The sequence below is a fragment of the Streptomyces nigra genome (assembly GCF_003074055.1).
Taxonomy (GTDB): Bacteria; Actinomycetota; Actinomycetes; order Streptomycetales; family Streptomycetaceae; genus Streptomyces; species Streptomyces nigra.
This window is the reverse complement of sequence record NZ_CP029043.1, coordinates 5,828,921-5,849,394: the sequence shown is the minus strand read 5'-3', so window position 1 is coordinate 5,849,394 and position 20,474 is coordinate 5,828,921. Positions and strand designations below refer to the sequence as shown.

The following is a 20,474-nucleotide window of genomic DNA, read 5'->3' as shown; positions in this document are numbered from 1 at the left end:
GAGGCCCGGTGTCCGTTCTCCTCGAGCAGCCCGCAAGCCTGGTCGCCTACCGCCCGAACAAGCCGACCGCCATGGTGGTCGTGGCCGATCCCCGCGTCCGCTCCACCGTCACCCGCCACCTCTGGGCGCTCGGAGTGCGCGACGTCATCGAAGCCTCGTCCGTCGCGGAGGCTCGTCCCCGCATCGGCAACCCCCGCGACATCTGCGTCGCCGACGTCCACCTCCCCGACGGCTCCGGCCTCACCCTGCTGTCCGAGACCCGCGCCGCCGGCTGGCCCAACGGCCTCGCCCTCTCCGCCGCCGACGACATCGGCGCCGTCCGCAACGCCCTCGCGGGAGGTGTGAAGGGCTACGTCGTCACCGGCACCCGCACCAACGTCGGGCTCCCCACCCGCCCCGGTGCCGCCCCCATCGGCTCCGCCGCCGCCCGTATGCACCGCCGCCACCCGGGTGCCCCGAGCCACCCGGGCGGCTACCGCGAACTGTCCGGCCGTGAGGTCGAGGTCCTGCGGCTGGTGGCGGAGGGCCAGTCGAACAAGGCCATCGGCGTCTCGATGGGCCTGTCCGCCCTGACCGTCAAGAGCCACCTCGCCCGCATCGCCCGCAAGCTCGGCACCGGCGACCGCGCCGGGATGGTCGCCGTGGCCCTGCGGACCGGCATCATCCACTGAGCCCGCCCGACCCGCCGTCCCACCGACCCACCCGCCCGTCCGCCGAGGTGGACGGCCCCCTCCCCCGTCCCCCGTCCCCACCTTCGTCGTAACCCGCTCCGTCACCGCACTGACTGGTTTACGACCCTCCGGCGCCTGCCGACGGAACGTTCCGTCGGCAGGCGCCGTCCATCCACGGATACCCTTGACAGGTGACCGACGCCCAAGAGACCGCAGCAGACACTTCACTGCGAACCACCGGAGGCGGCCCTCCGGACGACGGCGGATCCTCCGCCGCGAAGGCGCCGATCCCTCTGCTCGAGCCCCGTGAGGGCATTCCGCCGGTGATCGCCGACGAAGCGGCGCTCGCCGAGGTGATCGCCGCCTTCGCCGCCGGCTCCGGGCCCGTCGCCGTCGACGCCGAGCGCGCGTCCGGCTACCGCTACGGCCAGCGCGCCTATCTCGTGCAGCTGCGCCGCGCGGGCGCGGGCACCGCGCTGATCGACCCCGTCGCCTGCCCCGATCTCTCCGGTCTCGGCGCGGCCCTCGCGGACACCGAGTGGGTGCTGCACGCGGCCACCCAGGATCTGCCGTGCCTGCGGGAGATAGGCATGGTGCCGACCCGGCTGTTCGACACCGAGCTCGCCGGGCGGCTCGCCGGATTCCCGCGCGTGGGCCTCGGCGCCATGGTCGAGAGCGTCCTCGGCTTCGTCCTGGAGAAGGGGCACTCGGCCGTCGACTGGTCGACCCGGCCGCTGCCCGAGCCCTGGCTGCGGTACGCGTCGCTCGACGTCGAACTGCTCGTTGACCTGCGGGACGCCCTGGAGAAGGAGCTGGACCGGCAGGGCAAGCTGGAGTGGGCGCTGCAGGAGTTCGACGCGATCGCGTCGGCGCCGCCCGCCGAGCCGCGCAAGGACCCCTGGCGGCGGACGTCCGGGATGCACAAGGTGCGCCGGCGCCGGCAGCTGGCCGTGGTGCGGGAGCTGTGGCAGACCCGGGACCGGATCGCGCAGCGACGCGACGTGTCGCCGGGCAAGGTGCTGTCGGACGCGGCGATCGTGGAGGCCGCGCTGTCCATGCCGGCGAACGCGCACGCGCTGGCGGCGCTGAGCGGGTTCGGGCACCGGATGGGCCGGCGGCAGCTGGAGCAGTGGCAGTCCGCGGTCGACCGGGCCAAGGAGCTGAGCGAGGCGCAGCTTCCCGCGCCGGGCCAGCCCGTGACCGGTCCCCCGCCGCCGCGGGCCTGGGCGGACAAGGACCCGGCGGCCGCCGCCCGCCTCGCGACGGCGCGCGCCGCGGTGTCGGCGCTGGCCGAGCGGCTGAGCATGCCCCAGGAGAACCTGATCACGCCGGACACGGTGCGGAGGGTGTGCTGGGAGCCGCCGGAGTCGGTGAGCGCCGATTCGGTGGCGCGGGCGCTGTCCGGGCACGGGGCCCGGCCGTGGCAGGTCGAGCTGGTCACGCCGGTGCTGGTCGCCGCGCTGTCGGCCTGAGGCGGACTCCTTCAGGGAGGCGTGGCGGCCGGGAGGTACGGCGAGATCACGCCAAGATCTACGGATGCGGCCGGAGTGCGGGCCGGGCCGGCGGTGTGACCTTCGCCGCTCCCCACGCCAGGACTGTGCAGCTACGTTACTCATAAGTAGCATGAGTCCTGAGCGCGCGCTCAGCGTGTCGCGCAGCAGTAGTGCCATCCCGCACCCTGGAGGAGAGCCATCGTGCCTCGTACCGTCAGGGACGTCGTCTTCGTCGACGGCGTCCGCACCCCGTTCGGCAAGGCGGGCCCGAAGGGCATCTACCACGAGACCCGCGCCGACGACCTCGTCGTGAAGGCGATCCGGGAGCTGCTGCGCCGCAACCCGGACCTGGACCCCAAGAAGATCGACGAGGTCGCCATCGCCGCGACCACGCAGATCGGCGACCAGGGCCTGACCATCGGCCGCACGGCCGGCATCCTCGCGGGCCTGCCGCAGTCCGTGCCGGGTTACTCCATCGACCGTATGTGCGCCGGCGCCCTGACCGCCGTCACCACGGTCGCCGGTTCGGTCGCCTTCGGCGCGTACGACATCGCCATCGCCGGTGGTGTCGAGCACATGGGCCGCCACCCGATGGGTGAGGGCGTGGACCCCAACCCGCGCTTCGTCAGCGAGAAGCTGGTCGACGAGTCCGCCCTGTTCATGGGCATGACCGCCGAGAACCTGCACGACCGCTACCCGACGATCACCAAGCAGCGCGCCGACGAGTACGCCGTGCGCTCCCAGGAGAAGGCCGCCAAGGCGTACGCCGACGGCAAGATCCAGGCCGACCTGGTGCCGATCTCGGTGCGCCGCACCAACCCCGAGGCCGGCGAGACCGGCTGGGGTCTGGTCACCGCCGACGAGCCGATGCGCCCGGGCACCACCCTGGAGAACCTCTCCGGTCTGAAGACCCCCTTCCGCGTGCACGGCCGGGTCACCGCGGGCAACGCGGCCGGTCTGAACGACGGCGCCACCGCCTCCCTCATCGCCTCCGAGGACTTCGCCCGCGAGAACAACCTCCCGGTGAAGATGCGCCTCGTCTCCTACTCCTTCGCGGGTGTGGAGCCGGAGGTCATGGGCTACGGCCCGATCCCGGCCACCGAGAAGGCCCTCGCACAGGCGAGCCTGTCCATCGACGACATCGGCCTGTTCGAGATCAACGAGGCCTTCGCCGTCCAGGTCCTCGCGTTCCTGGAGCACTACGGCATCGCCGACGACGACGCGCGCGTCAACCAGTACGGCGGCGCCATCGCCTTCGGTCACCCGCTGGCCTCCTCCGGCGTCCGTCTGATGACGCAGCTGGCCCGCCAGTTCGAGGAGCAGCCGGAGGTCCGCTACGGCCTCACCACGATGTGCGTCGGCTTCGGCATGGGCGCCACCGTGATCTGGGAGAACCCGCACCACAAGGACGCCGGAGGCAACAAGTGAGCACCACCGCTGAGCTCCTGAAGGGCGCGGCCGAGCTGTTCCCGGACGAGGTCGTCACGAGCGCGCACGTACGCCACCTCGACCTGCCGTTCGGCGCCGGGCGCTTCGCCCTGATCACGCTGGACAACGGCTTCGACCACACGAAGCCGACCACGTTCGGCCCGCAGTCGCTGGCGAACCTCGACAAGGCCATCGACCAGGTCGAGGCCGAGGCCGCCGCCGGTGACATCGTCGGCGTCGGCATCACCGGCAAGCCGTTCATCTTCGCCGTCGGCGCCGACCTCAAGGGCGTCGAGCTGCTGAAGGAGCACAAGGACGCGCTGGCCATCGGCAAGGGCGGCCACGAGGTCTTCAAGCGCCTCTCCGGTCTCGCCGTGCCGACCTTCGCGTACTACAACGGCGCCGCGATGGGCGGTGGCGTCGAGGTCGGTCTGCACTGCGCGTACCGCACCGTCTCGAAGGCGCTGCCGGCGTTCTCGCTGCCCGAGGTCTTCCTCGGTCTGGTCCCCGGCTGGGGCGGCTGCACGATCCTGCCGAACCTGATCGGCGCGGAGAAGGCCGTCCAGGTCATCATCGAGAACAGCCTCAACCAGAACAAGCAGCTCAAGGGGCAGCAGGTCTTCGACCTGGGCATCGCCGACGCCCTCTTCGAGGGCGCGGACTTCCTGGAGCAGTCGCTGATCTGGACCGCCCAGGTACTCAAGGGCGACATCGAGGTCGAGCGCCCGGTGATCGACCGCGGTGAGGCCTGGGACCAGGCCGTCGCCAAGGGCCGCTTCATCGCCGACTCCAAGGTGCACGGCGCCGCCCCGGCCGCCTACCGCGCCCTCGACATCATCGCCGCCGCCAAGAACGGCGACCTGCAGCAGGGTTACGACGCCGAGGACAAGGCGCTCGCCGACCTGATCATGGGTGGCGAACTGCGCGCCGGCATCTACGCGTTCAACCTGGTGCAGAAGCGCGGCAAGCGTCCCGCCGGCGCCCCGGACAAGAACCTGGCCCGCCCGGTCACCAAGGTCGGTGTCGTCGGCGCCGGTCTGATGGCCTCCCAGCTCGCGCTGCTCTTCCTGCGCCGCCTCGAGGTGCCGGTCGTGCTGACCGACATCGACCAGGAGCGCGTCGACAAGGGTGTGGGCTACGTCCACGCCGAGATCGACAAGCTGCTCGGCAAGGGCCGGATCAACCAGGACAAGGCCAACCGCCTCAAGGCGCTGGTGTCCGGTGTGCTGGACAAGGCCGAGGGCTTCGCGGACGCCGACTTCGTCATCGAGGCCGTGTTCGAGGAGATCGGTGTCAAGCAGCAGGTGTTCGCGGAGGTCGAGGCGGTCGCCCCGGCGCACGCCATCTTCGCGACCAACACCTCGTCCCTCTCCGTCTCGGAGATGGCGTCGAAGCTGAAGCACCCCGAGCGGGTCGTCGGCTTCCACTTCTTCAACCCGGTCGCGGTGCTGCCGCTGCTGGAGATCGTCCGCGGCGAGAAGACGGACGACGCCTCGCTGGCCACGGCGTTCGCCGTCGCCAAGAAGCTGAAGAAGACCGCGGTCCTGACGAAGGACGCCCCGGCGTTCGTCGTGAACCGCATCCTCACCCGCTTCATGGGCGAGATCCAGAACGTCATCGACGAGGGCACCCCGGTCGAGGTCGCCGAGAAGGCCGTCGAGCCGCTCGGTCTGCCGATGTCCCCGCTGGTGCTCCTGGAGCTGGTCGGCCCCGCGATCGGTCTGCATGTCTCGGAGACCCTCAACCGGGCCTTCCCGGACCGCTTCACGGTCTCCCCGAACCTCGCGGCCGTCGTCAAGGCGGGCAAGCGCGGCTTCTACGTCTACGACTCCGGCAAGCCGGAGCTGGACCCGGAGGTCGCCGCGCTGCTGAAGCAGGGCGACACCGTGCTGACCGAGGAGCAGGTCCGCGACCGGGTCCTGGACGCGGTCGCCCAGGAGATCGGCATCATGCTCGACGAGGGCGTCGTCGCCGAGGCCCAGGACATCGACCTGTGCCTGATCACCGGCGCCGGCTGGCCCTTCCACCTGGGCGGCATCACGCCGTACCTGGACCGCGAGGGTGTCTCCGAGCGTGTGAACGGCAAGCGGTTCCTGGCGCCGGGCGTGGCCTCCGTCCCCGCGTAGCCGCTCCGCTGTGACACCGGTGCCCCGCACGCCTGTTGGTGTGCGGGGCACCGGCGTCCTGTCAGGGGCGTGGGGAACTGCGCGAGCGACCACAGACCACCGGCAGTCGCCGGCCAGGAGTCGGCCCCCGCCCATGAGGCGCCTCAGACCTCCCGCCAAGCCTCCAGGGCCAGCCCGGGTTCGTCCTTGCGACGGGTGAGCAGAAGGTGGCCGGTCGACGGTGACAGGGTCGCCGCGACGATCCGCTCCTCCTCGTCCAGGGCCAGCGCCACCACCGCGTCGGACGGCAGCTGCGGCCCCGACTCGGTCCACCAGGCCCCCGCGGACTCCTGCTCCGTCGGATACGCGGCGAAGGCCACCCGGCCGCTCGCCGAGCGCTGGGCGAGCACCGTGCAGTCGTGGCCGTCGAGTCGGCAGCGGACCGCGGACACCGGTCCCGGCCCGGCGGACGGCAGGAGCGTGACCGGTTTGGCGCCCGGACGCCAGGCGCACAGATCGCCGGAGTCCTCGGCGTAGAACAGCGTGGTGTGCTCGGCCGAGGTGGCCAGGGCGTACAGCGTGCCCGGCCGGACGGAGGTCTCCAGCGCCTCCTGGAGGACCGGGACGGCGCCCGGCTCCTCCTGCCGCCAGTGCAGCAGGGCGCCCGGGACGGCCGCGAACAGCTCGACCAGCCCGGACTCCCCCGCCACGGCGGCCAGTTGCTCATGGACGTCCCGGCCCTTGAGATCCCGCCAGGGCTCCCAGCCGCCGGTCTGCTTCTGGGCGCGCAGGCCGACACCGCCCGCCGTGTTGCAGACGAAGACATGGGCGCGGCCCTGCGCGTCGACGGTGACGGCGGGCAGGCCCGTACGGTCGCCGCTGCCGTCCGGGTGGCCGACGGGGACCCAGTCCAGCGCGGCCAGCCGGGGCCTGAAGTGTGTGGAGTGCACGAGGCCCGACTCGCCCGGCTTGGTGGGGCGCCAGGCGGCGAGGTGCGTATAGGCGTCGGCGCCGTATCCGAAGGCGGGGCCGGGGCGGAGCTTCTGCTCCCCACCGATCCGGCGCGCGGGCCCCCAGGGGCCACCGGGAGCCTGCTCCGCCCGGCACAGCACGGCCTCGTCGGTCGGCAGATAGACGCTGAGGCGGCCGTCGCGGCCGCGGATGAGCCAGTCGCCGTTCACCGTTTCACCCTATGCGGGTACCGCACGGCGGAACGCGCCGCCCCCGGGCAAGCTGGACCACGGCACCATCCGTAGCGAGACAGGAAGTCGACGCAATGACCGACAAGTTCACCGTGAGCGTCCTGGGCACCGGCATCATGGGCGCCGCGATGGCCCGCAACCTCGTGAAGGCCGGGCACACCGTCCGCGTCTGGAACCGCACCCGGGCCAAGGCCGAGCCGCTGGCCGCCGACGGCGCCCTGGTGACCGGCACCCCCGCCGAGGCGGTCCGGGACGCCGACGTCGTGCTGACCATGCTGTACGACGGCCCCGCGACCCTGGAGGTCATGCGGGAGGCCGCGCCGGGCCTGCGCGACGGGGCGGTGTGGGTGCAGTCGACGACCGCCGGTCTCGAGGGCATCGCCGAGCTGGCCGGCTTCGCGCGCGAGCACGGCCTCGTCCTCTACGACGCCCCGGTGCTCGGCACCCGGCAGCCCGCCGAGGCCGGCACGCTCACCGTGCTGGCGGCGGGCCCGGCCGAGAGCCGGCCGGTGGTGCAGACCGTGTTCGACGCCGTGGGCTCCCGGACCGTGTGGACCGGTGAGGACGGCGCGGCCGGTACCGCCACCCGGCTGAAGCTGGTCGCCAACAGCTGGGTGCTCGCGGTGACGAACGCCGCCGGTGAGGTGCTGGCCCTGTCCAAGGCGCTCGGCGTGGACCCGCGGCGGTTCTTCGAGGTGATCGACGGCGGTCCGCTCGACATGGGGTACCTGCGCGCCAAGGCGGGGCTGGTCCTGGACGGCGACCTGTCCCCGGCCGCCTTCGCGGTCCGTACCGCGGCGAAGGACGCGCGGCTCATCGTGGAGGCGGGCGAGCGCCACGGCGCCCGGCTGGACGTGGCCGCGGCGAGCGCGGAGCGGTTCGCACGGGCGGAGGCGCAGGGCCACGGGGACGAGGACATGGCGGCGGCGTACTTCGCGAGCTTTCCCGAGACTCCCTAGCGCTTCCTCGAGACCCCCTGGCGAAGAGCCGCGTGCGACCCTTGGCGGTATGGACGAGGACGACTCCCTGCTGCTGGTCATCGATGCCGCGAACGTCGTCGGGTCGGTGCCCGACGGCTGGTGGCGGGACCGCCGGGGGGCCACGGAGCGGCTGCGGGACCGGCTGACGAAGGCGGACGGGGTGCCGGGGCACGACGGTCCCGTGGAGGTCGTCCTGGTGGTGGAGGGTGCCGCCCGGGGCGTGGAGAGCGTCCCGGGGGTGCGGGTGGAGTCCGCCCCGGCAGCGGCGACGACCACATCGTCGCGCTGGTGGAGCGGGCGGCCGGGCGGCCCGTGCTGGTGGTGACCGCCGACCGGGAACTGCGGCAACGGGTGCGGAGGTTGGGCGCCGACGTGACGGGGCCGCGTACCGTGTTGCCGTAACCGGCCTGCCGTACGCGGCCCCGGCGGGCACCGCCTGCCACCTCACGTCCGCCTGCTGCTTCACCTCCGCCTTCTACTACACCTCCGCGGGTTCCTCCTCACCGCGGGCGAGACGGCTGTGGGTGCGGCCGTAGAGGAAGTACACGGCGAAGCCCACGGCCATCCAGATGGCGAAGCGGACCCAGGTCTCGGCGGGCAGGTTGATCATCAGCCACAGCGAGGCGCACACCGACAGGATCGGCAGGACCGGCACCCACGGGGTGCGGAAGGACCGGTGCAGGTCGGGGCGGGTCTTACGGAGGATGATCACGCCGATCGCGACGACCACGAACGCGAACAGCGTGCCGATGTTCACCAGCGCCGCCAGCTCGGTCAGCGGGGTGAAGCCGGCGAGGACGGCGATGAGCACACCGAGCAGGATCGTCGGGCGGTGCGGGGTCTTGAAGCGCGGGTGGACGCGCGAGAAGAACCGGGGCAGCAGTCCGTCGCGGCTCATGGCGAAGAAGACACGGGTCTGGCCGAGCAGCAGGATCATGCAGACCGTCGTCAGGCCGACCGCGGCGCCGAAGCTGATGAAGCCCGCGTACCAGGGGTGCCCGGTGTCCTTGAACGCGTCGGCGAGGGGGGCGTCCACGGAGAGCCTGGTGTAGTGCTGCATGCCCGTGACGACGATCGACACGAGGACGTACAGCGTGGTGCAGATGATGAGGGAGCCGAGGATGCCGCGCGGCATGTCACGCTGCGGGTTCTTGGTCTCCTCGGCGGCCGTCGCCACGACGTCGAAGCCGATGAAGGCGAAGAAGACGACGGAGGCGGCGGTGAAGATGCCCATGACGCCGAAGTTCGACGGCGCCCAGCCGAACATGAGCTGGATCAGGGGCGAGTCGAGACTGGCTCCGGCCTCCACGGTCTGGCTCTTCGGGATGAACGGGTCGTAGTTGTCACCCTTGATCAGGAACGCCCCGGCGATGATCACCGTCAGCACGACGGCCAGCTTGATGGCCACGACCAGGGACGTGATCCGTGCCGACAGCTTCATGCCGAGGACGAGGATGAAGGTCAGGACGAGGACGAGCGCGGCGGCCAGGATGTCGAAGCCGAAGGCGTCGGCCCCCTCCCGGCTGCCGAGCGCCGCCGGCATCTCCCAGCCCGCGTTGTCCATCAGGGACTGGATGTAGCCCGACCAGCCGACGGCCACCACCGCCGTGCCGAGCGCGAACTCCAGCACCAGGTCCCAGCCGATGATCCAGGCGGGCAGCTCCCCGAGGGAGGCGTACGAGAAGGTGTACGCCGAACCGGCGACGGGGAGCGTGGAAGCGAACTCGGCATAGCACAGGGCGGCCAGCGCGCAGGCGATGCCGGAGACGACGAACGCCAGGGCCACGGCGGGCCCGGCGTTGTCCTTGGCGACGGTTCCGGTGAGCACGAAGATGCCGGTACCGATGATGACGCCGACGCCGAAGACGGTCAGGTCGAGCGCTGACAACGACTTCTTGAGCGCGTGCTCGGGCTCCTCGGTGTCGCGGATGGACTGCTCGACTCTCTTCGTCCGGAAGAGTGTGCTGCTCACGGTCTTACCTCCCACGCTTGTCGTCCCCGACATGATCGAGAGGGGGCGTGGTACGCCTGCCCCGGCGCGGGTGATTTCACACAGATGGGCCGGTTTCACCACCCGTGTCGGCGGCGAAACCGGCCCGTTCGGCCCTGTGAGGATCCGTCAGTCGCGCGCGGATTCCACGGCGTCGGCCTCGGCGGCGGTGCGGTCGAACCGGCCGTCGAGCTTGGAGACCAGACCGGTGACCTGACGGGCGATGTCGGGGGCGGTCAGACCGATCTCCGTCATCACCTCGGCGCGTGAGGCGTGGTCCAGGAAGCGCGGCGGGATGCCGAAGTCGCGCAGCGGGACGTCGACGCCCGCGTCGCGCAGGGCCTGGGCGACGGCCGAGCCGACACCGCCGACGCGGCTGTTGTCCTCGACGGTGACGACCACGCGGTGGCGCTCGGCGAGCGGGGCCATGGCCTCGTCGACGGGCTTGACCCAGCGCGGGTCGACGACGGTGGTGGAGATGCCCTGCTTGTCGAGCAGACCGGCGATCTCCAGGCACATGGGGGCCAGGGCGCCCACGGAGACCAGCAGGACGTCCGGGCGGTCGGTGCCGGGCTCGCGCAGCACGTCCATGCCGCCCACGCGTCCCACGGCGGGGACGGCGGGGCCGACGGCGCCCTTGGAGAACCGGACGACCGTCGGGGCGTCCTCGACCTGGACGGCCTCGCGCAGCTGGGCGCGCACCTGGTCGGCGTCGCGCGGGGCGGCGAGCCTCAGGCCGGGGACGACCTGGAGGATCGACATGTCCCACATGCCGTTGTGGGAGGCGCCGTCGGTGCCGGTGACGCCGGCGCGGTCGAGCACGAACGTGACCCCGCACTTGTGCAGGGCGACGTCCATGAGGACCTGGTCGAAGGCGCGGTTGAGGAAGGTGGCGTACACGGCGAAGACGGGGTGCACTCCCCCGGTCGCCAGGCCCGCCGCGGAGACCGCGCCGTGCTGCTCGGCGATGCCGACGTCGTAGACCCGCTCGGGGAACCGCTTGGCGAACTTGTCGAGGCCGACCGGCTGGAGCATGGCGGCGGTGATGGCGACGATGTCGTCGCGCTCCTCGCCGAGCTTCACCATCTCCTCGCCGAACACGGACGTCCAGTCGGCGCCGGAGGAGGCGATCGGCAGCCCGGTGTCGGGGTGGATCTTGCCGACGGCGTGGAAGCGGTCCGCCTCGTCCTGGAGGGCGGGCTGGTAGCCGCGGCCCTTCTCGGTGAGGCAGTGCACGATGACCGGGCCGCCGAAGCGCTTGGCGCGCGCGAGGGCGGACTCCAGGGCCTCGATGTCGTGGCCGTCGATCGGGCCGACGTACTTCAGGCCCAGGTCCTCGAACATGCCCTGCGGGGCGATGAAGTCCTTCAGGCCCTTCTTGGCGCCGTGCAGGGTCTCGTAGAGGGGCCTGCCGACGACCGGGGTGCGGTCGAGGATCTCCTTGGTGCGGGTCAGGAAGCGCTCGTAGCCGTCGGTCGTGCGCAGCGTCGCCAGATGGTTGGCGAGGCCGCCGATGGTGGGCGCGTACGAGCGCTCGTTGTCGTTGACGACGATGACGAGGGGGCGGTCCTTGGCCTCGGCGATGTTGTTCAGCGCCTCCCAGGCCATACCGCCGGTCAGGGCGCCGTCACCGATGACCGCGACGACGTGGCTGTCGTCACGCCCGCGCAACTGGTTGGCCTTGGCGAGGCCGTCGGCCCAGCCGAGGACGGTCGAGGCGTGCGAGTTCTCGATGACGTCGTGCTCGGACTCGGCCTGCGAGGGGTAGCCGGACAGGCCGCCCTTCATCTTCAGCCGGCTGAAGTCCTGGCGGCCGGTGAGCAGCTTGTGCACATAGGACTGGTGACCGGTGTCCCAGAGGACCTTGTCCTTCGGCGACTCGAACACCCGGTGCAGGGCGATGGTCAGCTCCACCACACCGAGGTTGGGGCCGAGGTGGCCGCCGGTCTTGGAAACCGCCTCGACGAGGAAGGTCCGGATCTCCTCTGCCAGCTGGGCCAGCTGCTCAGGGGTGAGCCGGTCCAGATCGCGCGGTCCCGTGATGCGGGTCAGCAGCGGCACCCGTGCCTCCTTGCTGTAGAGCTGTCGAGCTGTTGCCGGGCTTGTCGAGTCTAATGTTCCGCTCCGGCGGAAGGTTCCCGGCCCAGGAGTCGTACGTCACGCGATCGGCTCTGCCGGTGTCACGGCATGCCGAAGGGGGCGCGGGGAACTGCGCGACCGGTCACTACGGACCGGCACACGCCAGTTCACCCGCGCCCCCTGGGCGCTACCGCGCTACGCGCTACTGCGTTACGCCCGCCCGGCGGTCTTCTGCGTCTTGCGGGTGATCGAGTCGATCACGACCGTGGTGAGCAGAACACCGGCGGTGATCATGTACTTCACCGGCTCGGCGATGGACTCCAGCTGGAGGCCGTACTGGATCGAGACGATGACCAGGACACCCAGCAGGGCGTTCCAGGTGCGGCCGCGACCACCGAAGAGGGACGTACCACCGATGACGGCCGCCGCGATGGCGTTCATCAGCAGGTCGCCGGTACCGGCGCTCTGGTTGGCGGAGGCGATCTTGGAGGCCAGGAAGAGGCCGCCGATCGCGGCGAAGCCGCCGGAGATCGCGAACACCGAGATACGCACCGCGGTCACGTTGATGCCGGCGCGGCGCGAGGCCTCGACGCTGCCACCGAGGGCGAAGATCTTGCGGCCGTACGACGTGCGGCGGAGCAGGAAGTCCGTGCCGACCAGGAACACCAGGAAGATGACCGTGGCCAGCGGCAGGCCCTTGTACTGGTTGTACATGAACGCCGCGGCGAAGGAGACGACGCCCAGCAGGGCGGTCCGCATGATCGTGTCGCTCAGCGGGCGGAACGGGATGCCCGCGGCCTCGCGGCGGCGGTTGCCCAGGAAGGAGCTGAGGAAGAACAGCGCCGTCACGACGGCCGCCAGACCGTAGGCCGCCGCCACGTCCGAGAAGAAGTACGTGGTGAGCTTGCCGATGAGGCCGTCGCTGTCGAGGTTGATCGTGCCGTTCTCGCCCAGCGTCTGGAGCATGAAGCCGAGCCAGAAGAGCAGACCGGCCAGGGTCACGGCGAAGGCGGGGGCGCCCAGCACCGCGAAGAAGAAGCCGTGCGCCGCGCCGATGGCGGCACCGCAGACGACCGCGAAGATCACGGCGGCCCACTCGGGCCAGCCCTGGTTCACCGCGAGGACGGCGGCGATGGCGCTGGAGGCACCGCTGACGGAGCCGACGGACAGGTCGATCTCGCCGAGCAGCAGCACGAAGACGATGCCGACGGAGATCATGCCGGTGCCGACCATCGTGACGGTGATGTCGTTGATGTTCTGCGCCGACAGGAACGCGGAGTTCAGGCTCTGGAAGATGATGCAGATGGCGACCAGGCCGAGGATGACCGGCAGGGAGCCGAGCTCACCGGCCTTGATCTTGCGCCGGAACTCGCCGATGTAGCCGGCCAGACCCTGCTCCTGCACGAGCAGACGGGGGTCGACCGCGGTCACCGCGGCGGCGGCGGCCTCCGGGTTGACGACCTCGTGCTCGTCCTTGGGCGCGGTGGAGGTGTTGTCGGTGCTCACTTGGAAACCTCCCCGGTCGTGCGCGCCGCACGGCGGGTCACGGCGTTGTCGGTGGCGCCGGTGATGGCGGAGATGATCTCCTCCTGCGAGGTCGTCTTGACCTCGAAGACGCCGTTGTTCTTGCCGAGCCGCAGCACGGCGACCTTGTCCGCCACGGCCTTGACGTCGGCCATGTTGTGGCTGATGAGGATGACGGCGTGGCCGCGCTCGCGGAGCCGCTCGACCAGGTCGAGGACCTGGGCGGTCTGCTCGACACCGAGGGCCGCGGTGGGCTCGTCGAGGATGACCAGCTTGGGCTCGCCGAGCATGGAGCGGGCGATGGCCACGGTCTGGCGCTGACCGCCGGAGAGCGAGGCGATCGGGATGCGCACGCTGGGGATGCGGATCGAGAGGGTCTGGAGCAGCTCGCGGGAGCGGCGCTCCATCTCGACCTCGTCCAGGATGCCGCGCTTCTTCAGCTCGCGGCCCAGGAAGAGGTTGCCTACGACGTCGATGTTGTCGCACAGCGCGAGGTCCTGGTACACCGTCGCGATGCCGAGGGCCTGGGCGTCGTGCGGCCGGTTGATCGACACGGCCTTGCCTTCCCATTCGATGACGCCTTCATCGATGGGGTGCACGCCGGCGATCGTCTTGACCAGCGTGGACTTTCCGGCGCCGTTGTCGCCCACCAGGGCGACCACTTCACCGGCGTGGACCTCAAGCTCTACGTCGGTGAGCGCCTGAACGGCACCGAACCGCTTGGAGACCCCGCGCAACGCCAGCACGGGCGTAGCGGACACGTGAACCATCTCCTTCGCCGCCTGACCCGGCGGAAGGGTTGTGCAGAGAGAGTTGGGGGGATCCGTCCGGCGCCCCGCGCCGAGCTTGCGGGGCTGAATGATGCGCGGGGCGCCGGAGGAGTCGTGAGCAGTCATGCCCCGTGCGGGAGTCCTTGGGCGAACTCCCGCACCCGCGTGGGGACTCGACTAGCCGATCTTGAGCTCGGTGCAGGCGGCCTTGTACTTGCCGGTGCAGATCTCGTCGGCGGTGTAGACGCCGTCCTTGATGACGGTGTCGTTGACGTTGTCCTTCGTCAGCGAGGTGACCGGGACGAGGACCGACGGGACGCCCTTGGCGCTGTCGCTGTCGACCTTGTCCTTGGCGATCGAGTCGAGGGACTTGCCCTGGGCGAGCGCGACGGCCATCTCGGCGGCGGCGCTTGCCTCGGGGGCGTACGGCTTGTAGACGCTCATGAACTGCTCACCGGCGATGATGCGCTGCACGGCGGCGAGTTCGGCGTCCTGGCCGGTGACCGGGACGTCGATGCCGGCGGCCTTCAGGGCGGTGATGATGCCGCCCGCCATGCCGTCGTTGGCGGAGTAGACGCCGACGATCTTCTTCTTGCCGAGGGCCGAGATCGCCGCCTCCATGTTGGCGTTGGCGTTCTCCGGCTTCCACTCCTTGGTGTCGTACTCCTTGCCGACCTCGACCTTGCCGTCGAGGGCCTCGTGGGCGCCCTTCTTGAACATGGCGGCGTTCGGGTCGGTGACGGAGCCGTTCATCATGACGATCTGGCCGTCCTTGGCCTTGTCGCCAAGGGCCTCGAGGAGGGCCGCGCCCTGGGTCTTGCCGACCTCGACGTTGTCGAAGGAGGTGTAGGCGCTGATCGGGCCCTCGGCCAGGCGGTCGTACGCGACGACCTTGATGCCGGCGTCCACGGCCTTCTGGACCGAGTTCTTGATCGCCTTGGCGTCGACGGCGTCCAGGATGAGGACGTCCACCTTGTTGGTGATCATGGTGTCGACCTGCTGCGCCTGCAGGTTCGCGTCCTGCTTGGCGTTGTTGTAGTCGACGGTGGCCTTGCCGTTCGTCAGCTCCTTGATCTTCTCTTCGATCAGCGGGCGGTCGAACTTCTCGTAGCGCGCGGTCTGGTTCTCGGGGAGCAGCAGACCGACCTTGATGTCGTCGCCCTTCTTGGCGGACGAAGCGGTGGAGTCCTTGCCGCCGCCGGCTTCCTCGGCGCTGCCACAGGCAGCCAGCGAGACGGCCATCGCACCAGCGGCGATGGCAACAGCGGCGCGACGCATACGCGTGTTCACTTCAGAAACCTCCCTGACGAGGCCGCGACGTTGCGGCCGAGGTGGCTGGAAGTCAACTCGGCCACACGTGCGACGTCAAGAAGTAAATCCTTAACGGGTTGGCAACGGTGCCATCCGTTCTCTAAGTGAAGGCGGGGGCAGCCGCGTGCAAAGTGCTGTCCAAAAGGGTCGAATCACCCATCTCGCTGAGCGCGAGGGCGAGCGCGCCGAGCACCTCGGCGCGGCCTCCAAGGGCCCCTGGAAGCACGCTGAGTTGGCGGGCGGCGCTGGGGATGGCGTAGCGCCCCACGGACTCTCTGATGGGCCCCAGGACCAGCTCACCGGCCTCCGCGAGGTCGCCCCCGAGGACCACCCGGCTCGGGTTCAGGAGGTTGCAGAGCTGGGCGACGCCGCTGCCGATGTGCCGGCCCACGTCGGCGACCACCCGGCGGCAGCCCGGATCGCCGTCCCTGGCGAGGCGGACGACGCCCTCCATGGTCAGATCCGTGCCATGGCTGGACTGCAGCAGCGGCAGCACGTAGCGCGCGGCCGCGAACGTCTCCAGGCAGCCGCGGTTGCCGCAGCGGCAGACCGGGCCGGACTCGTCGAGCGTGATGTGCCCGATCTCCCCGGCGGTGCCGCCGGGCCCCCGGTAGATCTTCCCGTCGATCACGAGGCCGGCGCCGACGCCGGACGCGACCTTGATGTACGCCAGGTCCCGCACGCCCCGCCCGCTGCCCCAGACCAGCTCGCCCAGGGCGCCCAGGTTGGCGTCGTTGTCCACGTACACGGGCACGCCGAGCCGCTCGCGCAGCTCCTCGGCGGGCTTGGTGCCGGACCAGCCCGGAAGGATGGCCGTCGAGCCCAGGGTGCCGGACTCGACGTCGATGGGCCCGGGCACGCCGAGGCCCACCCCGGCGACCTTGGAGCGGTCGACGCCGGTCGCCGCGATCAGCCGGTTGACCAGCTCCTCGGCGCGGTCGAAGCCCTGCGAGGAGGAGGCGTCCACGTCCAGCGGCTCGGACTCCTCGGCCAGCACCTGGTGGGCGAGGTTGCCCACCGCCACCCGCAGGTGGGCATGGCCGAAGTCGACGCCGATGACGATGCCGGCGTCCCCGCTCAGCGAGACGCTGCGGGCCCGGCGTCCGCCCGCCGACGTGGGCGTGACCTCGACCGTTCCGCCGTCCTTCAGCTCCCGGACGATATTGGAGACCGTCGCCGCGGACAGACCCGTGGTCCTCGCGATCTCGGCCTGGGTGAGTGATCCGGCCAGCCGAACGGCCCGGACCACCCGTTCCAGGTTGGCTCGGTGCAGCGACGACTGAGACCCCGGAGTCTCCATTGACTCTCACCCTCATCCCTTGCCCGGCCACCTTGGGGTGACGGGGCCTCGTACAAGTTATGAACTCCAAAGTCCGCTGAATCGCCCGGTGACGTCAAGACCTTGACAGAAATCGGTTCCTGGCCGTGTCCGGCCGACTACCGGACGTGCGTCGCAGGGGTCCGGCCCCGGAGAGCTGTCTCTCCGGGGCCGGACCCCTGCGTACAACGGGTGGAGCGGCGGTGGGCGTCAGCGGAAGGTGCCCTGGGACACCGACCCGGCGATCCGCCGCTGGAAGACGCAGTACACGATCAGTACGGGCACCACCGTGATCACGATCGCCGCGAACAGCGCGCCGTAGTCGATGTCGTAGACCTGCGAGGACGCGTAGGCGGCCATGCCCTGGGTGAGGACCCACATGTCCTGGTCGGTGTTGAGCGCCACCGGCAGCAGGAACTGGTTCCACAGACCCAGGAAGTTGAAGATCGCCACCGCCGCCATACCCGGACGGGCCATCGGCAGCATCACCTGGAAGAACGCCCGCCAGTCCCCGGCACCGTCGATCAGCGCCGCCTCGTACACGTCGTGCGGCAGCGACCGGAAGAACGAATAGAGGAAGAACATCGTGAACGGCAGCGCGAACGCGACATAGGTGAGGATCAGCCCGGCACGCGTGTTCAGCAGCCCGAAGTTCTGCAGCTGGAAGAAGAGCGGAACGATCGCCAGGAACACCGGGAACGTCAGTCCGGCGAGCATGACGTAGTAGATCAGCCGGCGGCCGGGGAATTCGAACCGGGCGAGAATGTAGGCGCACATCGCGCCCAGCAGCATCACCAGGATCAGCGCCGAGACCACGACGATCACGGAATTCAGGAAATACCTTCCGATGTTCGCGTCGGTCCACGCGTTCGCGTAGTTCTCGAACCGCCAGTCGTCCGGCAGCGAGAACGGCGACGAAAGGATCTCGCCGGTCGATTTGAACGACGACATCAGCACCCACAGCATGGGCACGATCACGATCACGGACCACACGATCAGCAGGGCGTGCGAGACCGCCGCGAATCTGCGGTCGCTGCTCGCGGCGACGCGCGTCAGCTTCCGGTCCCTCGCCGGTTCACGTTCACCGGCCGTCTTCGGGTCGGCGGTGATGACGCTCACCCGGCACCTCCCTCGGCTGCGGCACGCCGAGCCTTGGACCCGGGTGTCTTCTTCTTGCTCTCGCCCTCGCCGCCGCCCGTGAGGCGGTTGACGAGGAACACCAGCGCCGCGAACACCAGGGTGACGACGGCGAGGACGACGCCCATCGCGGTCGCGTAGCCGAACTGCTGCTTGGCGAAAGCGACGTTGAACAGACGCTGGCTGATCGTCAGGGTCGAGTTGTCCGGGCCGCCGTTCGGCACCATCGCCTGGACGTAGACGAACGCGTCGAGGGCGGCGATGCCCAGGTAGATGTACGCCGTCTGCACGCTGTCCCGGATCGCCGGCAGGGTGATCGAGAACGTGGTGCGCAGCCGGCCGGCCCCGTCGATCCTCGCCGCCTCGTACAGCTCGGCGGGGACGCCCTTGATCGCGGCGATGAAGAGCACCGCGTAGAAGCCGACGAGCCCCCAGACGATCACGAACATCACGGACGGCATCGCCGTCGCCTGCTCGCCCAGCCACGCGAACGTGTCGAACCGGTCGAGGCCGAGGCCCGTGAGGACGCCGTTGAGCAGGCCGGCGTTCGGGTCGTACATCTGCGCCCAGATCAGACCGACGATGATCGCCGGCACGACGTAGGGGAAGAACGAGACGATCCGGTAGAACGACGCCCCCCGGATCCCCCGCACGGGGCCCTTGCTGGGCCCGCCCAGGGTGATGGCCACGGCGACCCCGAGGGCGAGCGTCAGGGTGACCAGCGGCACGAAGGCCGCGAGGAGTGCGACGTTGCGCAGCGCCTTCAGGAAGATGTCGTCCTCGAACATCTTCCTGAAGTTGTCGAAGCCGACGAAGTTGTAGTCCGGGCTGAAGCCACGCCAGTCGGTCATCCCCCAGAAGATCGCCTGGCAGAACGGGATCAGGACGAAGATCACGAAGATGGCCAGCGGGAGACCGAGGAACGCGAGGAAGAACGTCACCCGGTCGAACGTGAGCTTGCGGCGCCATGGCCGCCCGCCGCGAGCGGCCGCCGGCTCGGGCCGGCGGCTCGCGGTCTCGGCTTTGAGGATCGTGTCCTTCATCGGGTGCTAGCTGACCTTGACCTTGTCGACGGAGTCGTCCTCGCGGACCTTGTCGGAGATCCTCTGGAGGGCCGAGGTCAGCCCCTTGGCGTCGAGGTCACCGGCGAGGAACGAGTTGAACGGCACCAGCTGGTCGGTGTTCATCCCGTAGGTCTCGACGAACATGTAGTTGAAGATGTTGGTGCCCGCGGCCTCCAGCATCTTCGTCTGCGAGACGAGGGCCGTCGATCCGTATCCGTCGGCGGGGACGGTGCCCTTGACGATCGTCGGGGCCAGCTTCGTCTTGGAGAAGTTGGCGGCCGCCTTCTCCGACAGCATCGCCCGCAGCACCTCCTTGGCGCCGGCCGGGTTCTTGCCCTGCCGGGGCACGATGAACGGCTCGCCGGCGGCCGCGCGGAGCGACTCCCAGGGCAGCGCCGGCTTGTCGGTGAGCGTCATCGACGGGAAGCCGGTCATCTGGAAGTCAGCCTTCGTGGCCTTCTTCATCTCGTTCTCGATCCAGCCGCCGGAGGGGTAGAGCAGCGCCTTCTGGTCGTTGCTCCAGATCGCCTGCGCCTTCTGGAACTGGGTGCCGGAGCCGCCGGGGACGAACATCTTCTGCTTGACCATGGTCTCCATGACCTTGATCACGCCCTGGACGGCCGGGTGCGACCAACAGCCCTTCTCCAGGTTCTCCAGGGCCAGCCGGACCTCGTCGCCGCCCTCCTTGATCGCCGAGTCGATCAGGAGCGTGCGGTAGTAGGTCGCCGCCTCCTTGCCGTGGACGAAGAGGTACTTGCCCTTCTTCTTCGCCTGCTGGCCGAGGTCGAGCGCCTCGTCCCAGGTCTTCGGCGGGGTCCAGCCGTTCGCCTCGAAGAGCGTCTTCGAGTACCAGACGCCGTACACGGTCATCACGTAGTTGAGCGCGACGAACTTGTCCTTGAACGTGCCGGGGGCCTTGACGCCGGGGTAGACGATGTCGGCGATCTTCTTGCCCTCGTAGGTGTTGGCCTCGAAGAGGTCGTCGAGCTCCTCCAGCTGGTCGAGGATGCCGAGGAAGCCGATCTGGTCCTCACCGGAGTTGTCGATGAGGTCCGGCGGGTTGCCGCCGACGAAGCGGGGCTGGAGCTGGGGGGCGATGTCGACGACCGGGTCGACCTTGACCTTGAGGCCCTTGACCTGGCCGCCGAGCACCTGGTTGGTGTAGTCGACGTAGTCGGTGCCGTAGCCGCCGTCGAAGATGGCCGCCTCGACCGTGGAGTTCGCGGCGACACCGAACGGGTTGGTGGCGCTCTTCTCGCCCTTCGGGCCGCCGCCGCCTTCGCTGTCCTTGCTGGAGGGGGAGCTGCACGCGACCGCGAACGAGCCCACGGCCGCGGTGGCGATGGCCCCGCGCAGGAGTGTCCGCCTGTCAAGAGAGCCGGCACGAATGGTCATCTCTGCA

The 20,474-nt window shown here is 70.1% G+C and carries 14 protein-coding genes and 2 pseudogenes; 6 read left to right on the top strand and 10 right to left on the bottom strand.

All coding sequences use genetic code 11. The features are described 5' to 3' along the window. The first annotated feature begins 8 nt into the window (after positions 1–8). From DC008_RS27005 to DC008_RS26990, 4 genes are all read left to right on the top strand, one after another. On the top strand, positions 9–671 hold the full coding sequence (locus tag DC008_RS27005) for a response regulator transcription factor (RefSeq protein ID WP_055621971.1): 663 nt from the start codon (positions 9–11) through the stop codon (positions 669–671). Between the two features lie 191 nt (positions 672–862). Beyond that, entirely contained in the window at positions 863–2,143 is a 1,281-nt protein-coding gene (locus DC008_RS27000; RefSeq protein WP_108709168.1) for a ribonuclease D, read from the top strand. A 222-nt stretch (positions 2,144–2,365) separates the two neighbouring features. Next, positions 2,366–3,592 carry a thiolase family protein gene (locus DC008_RS26995; protein ID WP_108709167.1) on the top strand — a complete coding sequence of 409 codons (1,227 nt, stop codon included), beginning with the start codon at positions 2,366–2,368 and terminating at the stop codon, positions 3,590–3,592. Further along, the gene (locus DC008_RS26990) at positions 3,589–5,718 is read left to right on the top strand and encodes a 3-hydroxyacyl-CoA dehydrogenase NAD-binding domain-containing protein (protein WP_108709166.1); all 2,130 of its coding nucleotides are present in this window, start codon (positions 3,589–3,591) and stop codon (positions 5,716–5,718) included. The genes DC008_RS26995 and DC008_RS26990 overlap by 4 nt, the downstream gene beginning before the upstream one ends. A gap of 143 nt (positions 5,719–5,861) precedes the next feature. Here the strand turns inward: DC008_RS26990 and DC008_RS26985 are convergent, their stop codons facing one another. Further along, entirely contained in the window at positions 5,862–6,878 is a 1,017-nt protein-coding gene (locus tag DC008_RS26985) for a PLL family lectin (protein ID WP_108709165.1), read from the bottom strand. 80 nt (positions 6,879–6,958) lie between these two features. Between DC008_RS26985 and DC008_RS26980 the strand changes: the two are divergent. Together DC008_RS26980 and DC008_RS26975 are read left to right on the top strand one after the other, a co-directional pair. Then, a pseudogene (locus tag DC008_RS26980) lies at positions 6,959–7,858 on the top strand (NAD(P)-dependent oxidoreductase); the annotation flags it as partial. A gap of 49 nt (positions 7,859–7,907) precedes the next feature. Further along, positions 7,908–8,281, top strand: a pseudogene (locus tag DC008_RS26975) (PIN domain-containing protein). Between the two features lie 76 nt (positions 8,282–8,357). Here the strand turns inward: DC008_RS26975 and DC008_RS26970 are convergent. From DC008_RS26970 to ngcE, 9 genes are all read right to left on the bottom strand, one after another. Further along, positions 8,358–9,851, bottom strand: coding sequence for an amino acid permease (locus DC008_RS26970; protein ID WP_108709163.1), 1,494 nt, complete (start codon positions 9,849–9,851; stop codon positions 8,358–8,360). A gap of 147 nt (positions 9,852–9,998) precedes the next feature. Next, positions 9,999–11,930 carry a 1-deoxy-D-xylulose-5-phosphate synthase gene (gene dxs / locus DC008_RS26965; protein WP_108709162.1) on the bottom strand — a complete coding sequence of 644 codons (1,932 nt, stop codon included), beginning with the start codon at positions 11,928–11,930 and terminating at the stop codon, positions 9,999–10,001. Positions 11,931–12,158: 228 nt separating this feature from the next. Next, a complete protein-coding gene (locus DC008_RS26960) occupies positions 12,159–13,454 on the bottom strand; it encodes a sugar ABC transporter permease (RefSeq protein WP_108709161.1) in 1,296 nt (431 codons plus the stop codon). Then, positions 13,451–14,242, bottom strand: coding sequence for an ATP-binding cassette domain-containing protein (locus tag DC008_RS26955; RefSeq protein WP_055621981.1), 792 nt, complete (start codon positions 14,240–14,242; stop codon positions 13,451–13,453). The genes DC008_RS26960 and DC008_RS26955 overlap by 4 nt, the downstream gene beginning before the upstream one ends. Before the next feature lie 177 nt (positions 14,243–14,419). Next, positions 14,420–15,520: a sugar ABC transporter substrate-binding protein gene (locus tag DC008_RS26950; RefSeq protein ID WP_164492470.1), complete on the bottom strand. Its 1,101-nt coding sequence runs from the start codon at positions 15,518–15,520 to the stop codon at positions 14,420–14,422. Positions 15,521–15,653: 133 nt separating this feature from the next. Beyond that, the gene (locus tag DC008_RS26945; RefSeq protein WP_055621983.1) at positions 15,654–16,853 is read right to left on the bottom strand and encodes an ROK family transcriptional regulator; all 1,200 of its coding nucleotides are present in this window, start codon (positions 16,851–16,853) and stop codon (positions 15,654–15,656) included. A 228-nt stretch (positions 16,854–17,081) separates the two neighbouring features. Continuing rightward, positions 17,082–17,990, bottom strand: a complete 909-nt coding sequence (locus tag DC008_RS26940; protein WP_108709159.1) for a carbohydrate ABC transporter permease — start codon at positions 17,988–17,990, stop codon at positions 17,082–17,084. Beyond that, on the bottom strand, positions 17,987–19,051 hold the full coding sequence (locus DC008_RS26935; protein ID WP_108709158.1) for a carbohydrate ABC transporter permease: 1,065 nt from the start codon (positions 19,049–19,051) through the stop codon (positions 17,987–17,989). Before DC008_RS26935 ends, DC008_RS26940 begins: the two co-directional genes overlap by 4 nt. A gap of 6 nt (positions 19,052–19,057) precedes the next feature. Further along, positions 19,058–20,401, bottom strand: a complete 1,344-nt coding sequence (gene ngcE, locus DC008_RS26930; RefSeq protein WP_164492469.1) for an N-acetylglucosamine/diacetylchitobiose ABC transporter substrate-binding protein — start codon at positions 20,399–20,401, stop codon at positions 19,058–19,060. Positions 20,402–20,474 lie beyond the last annotated feature (73 nt).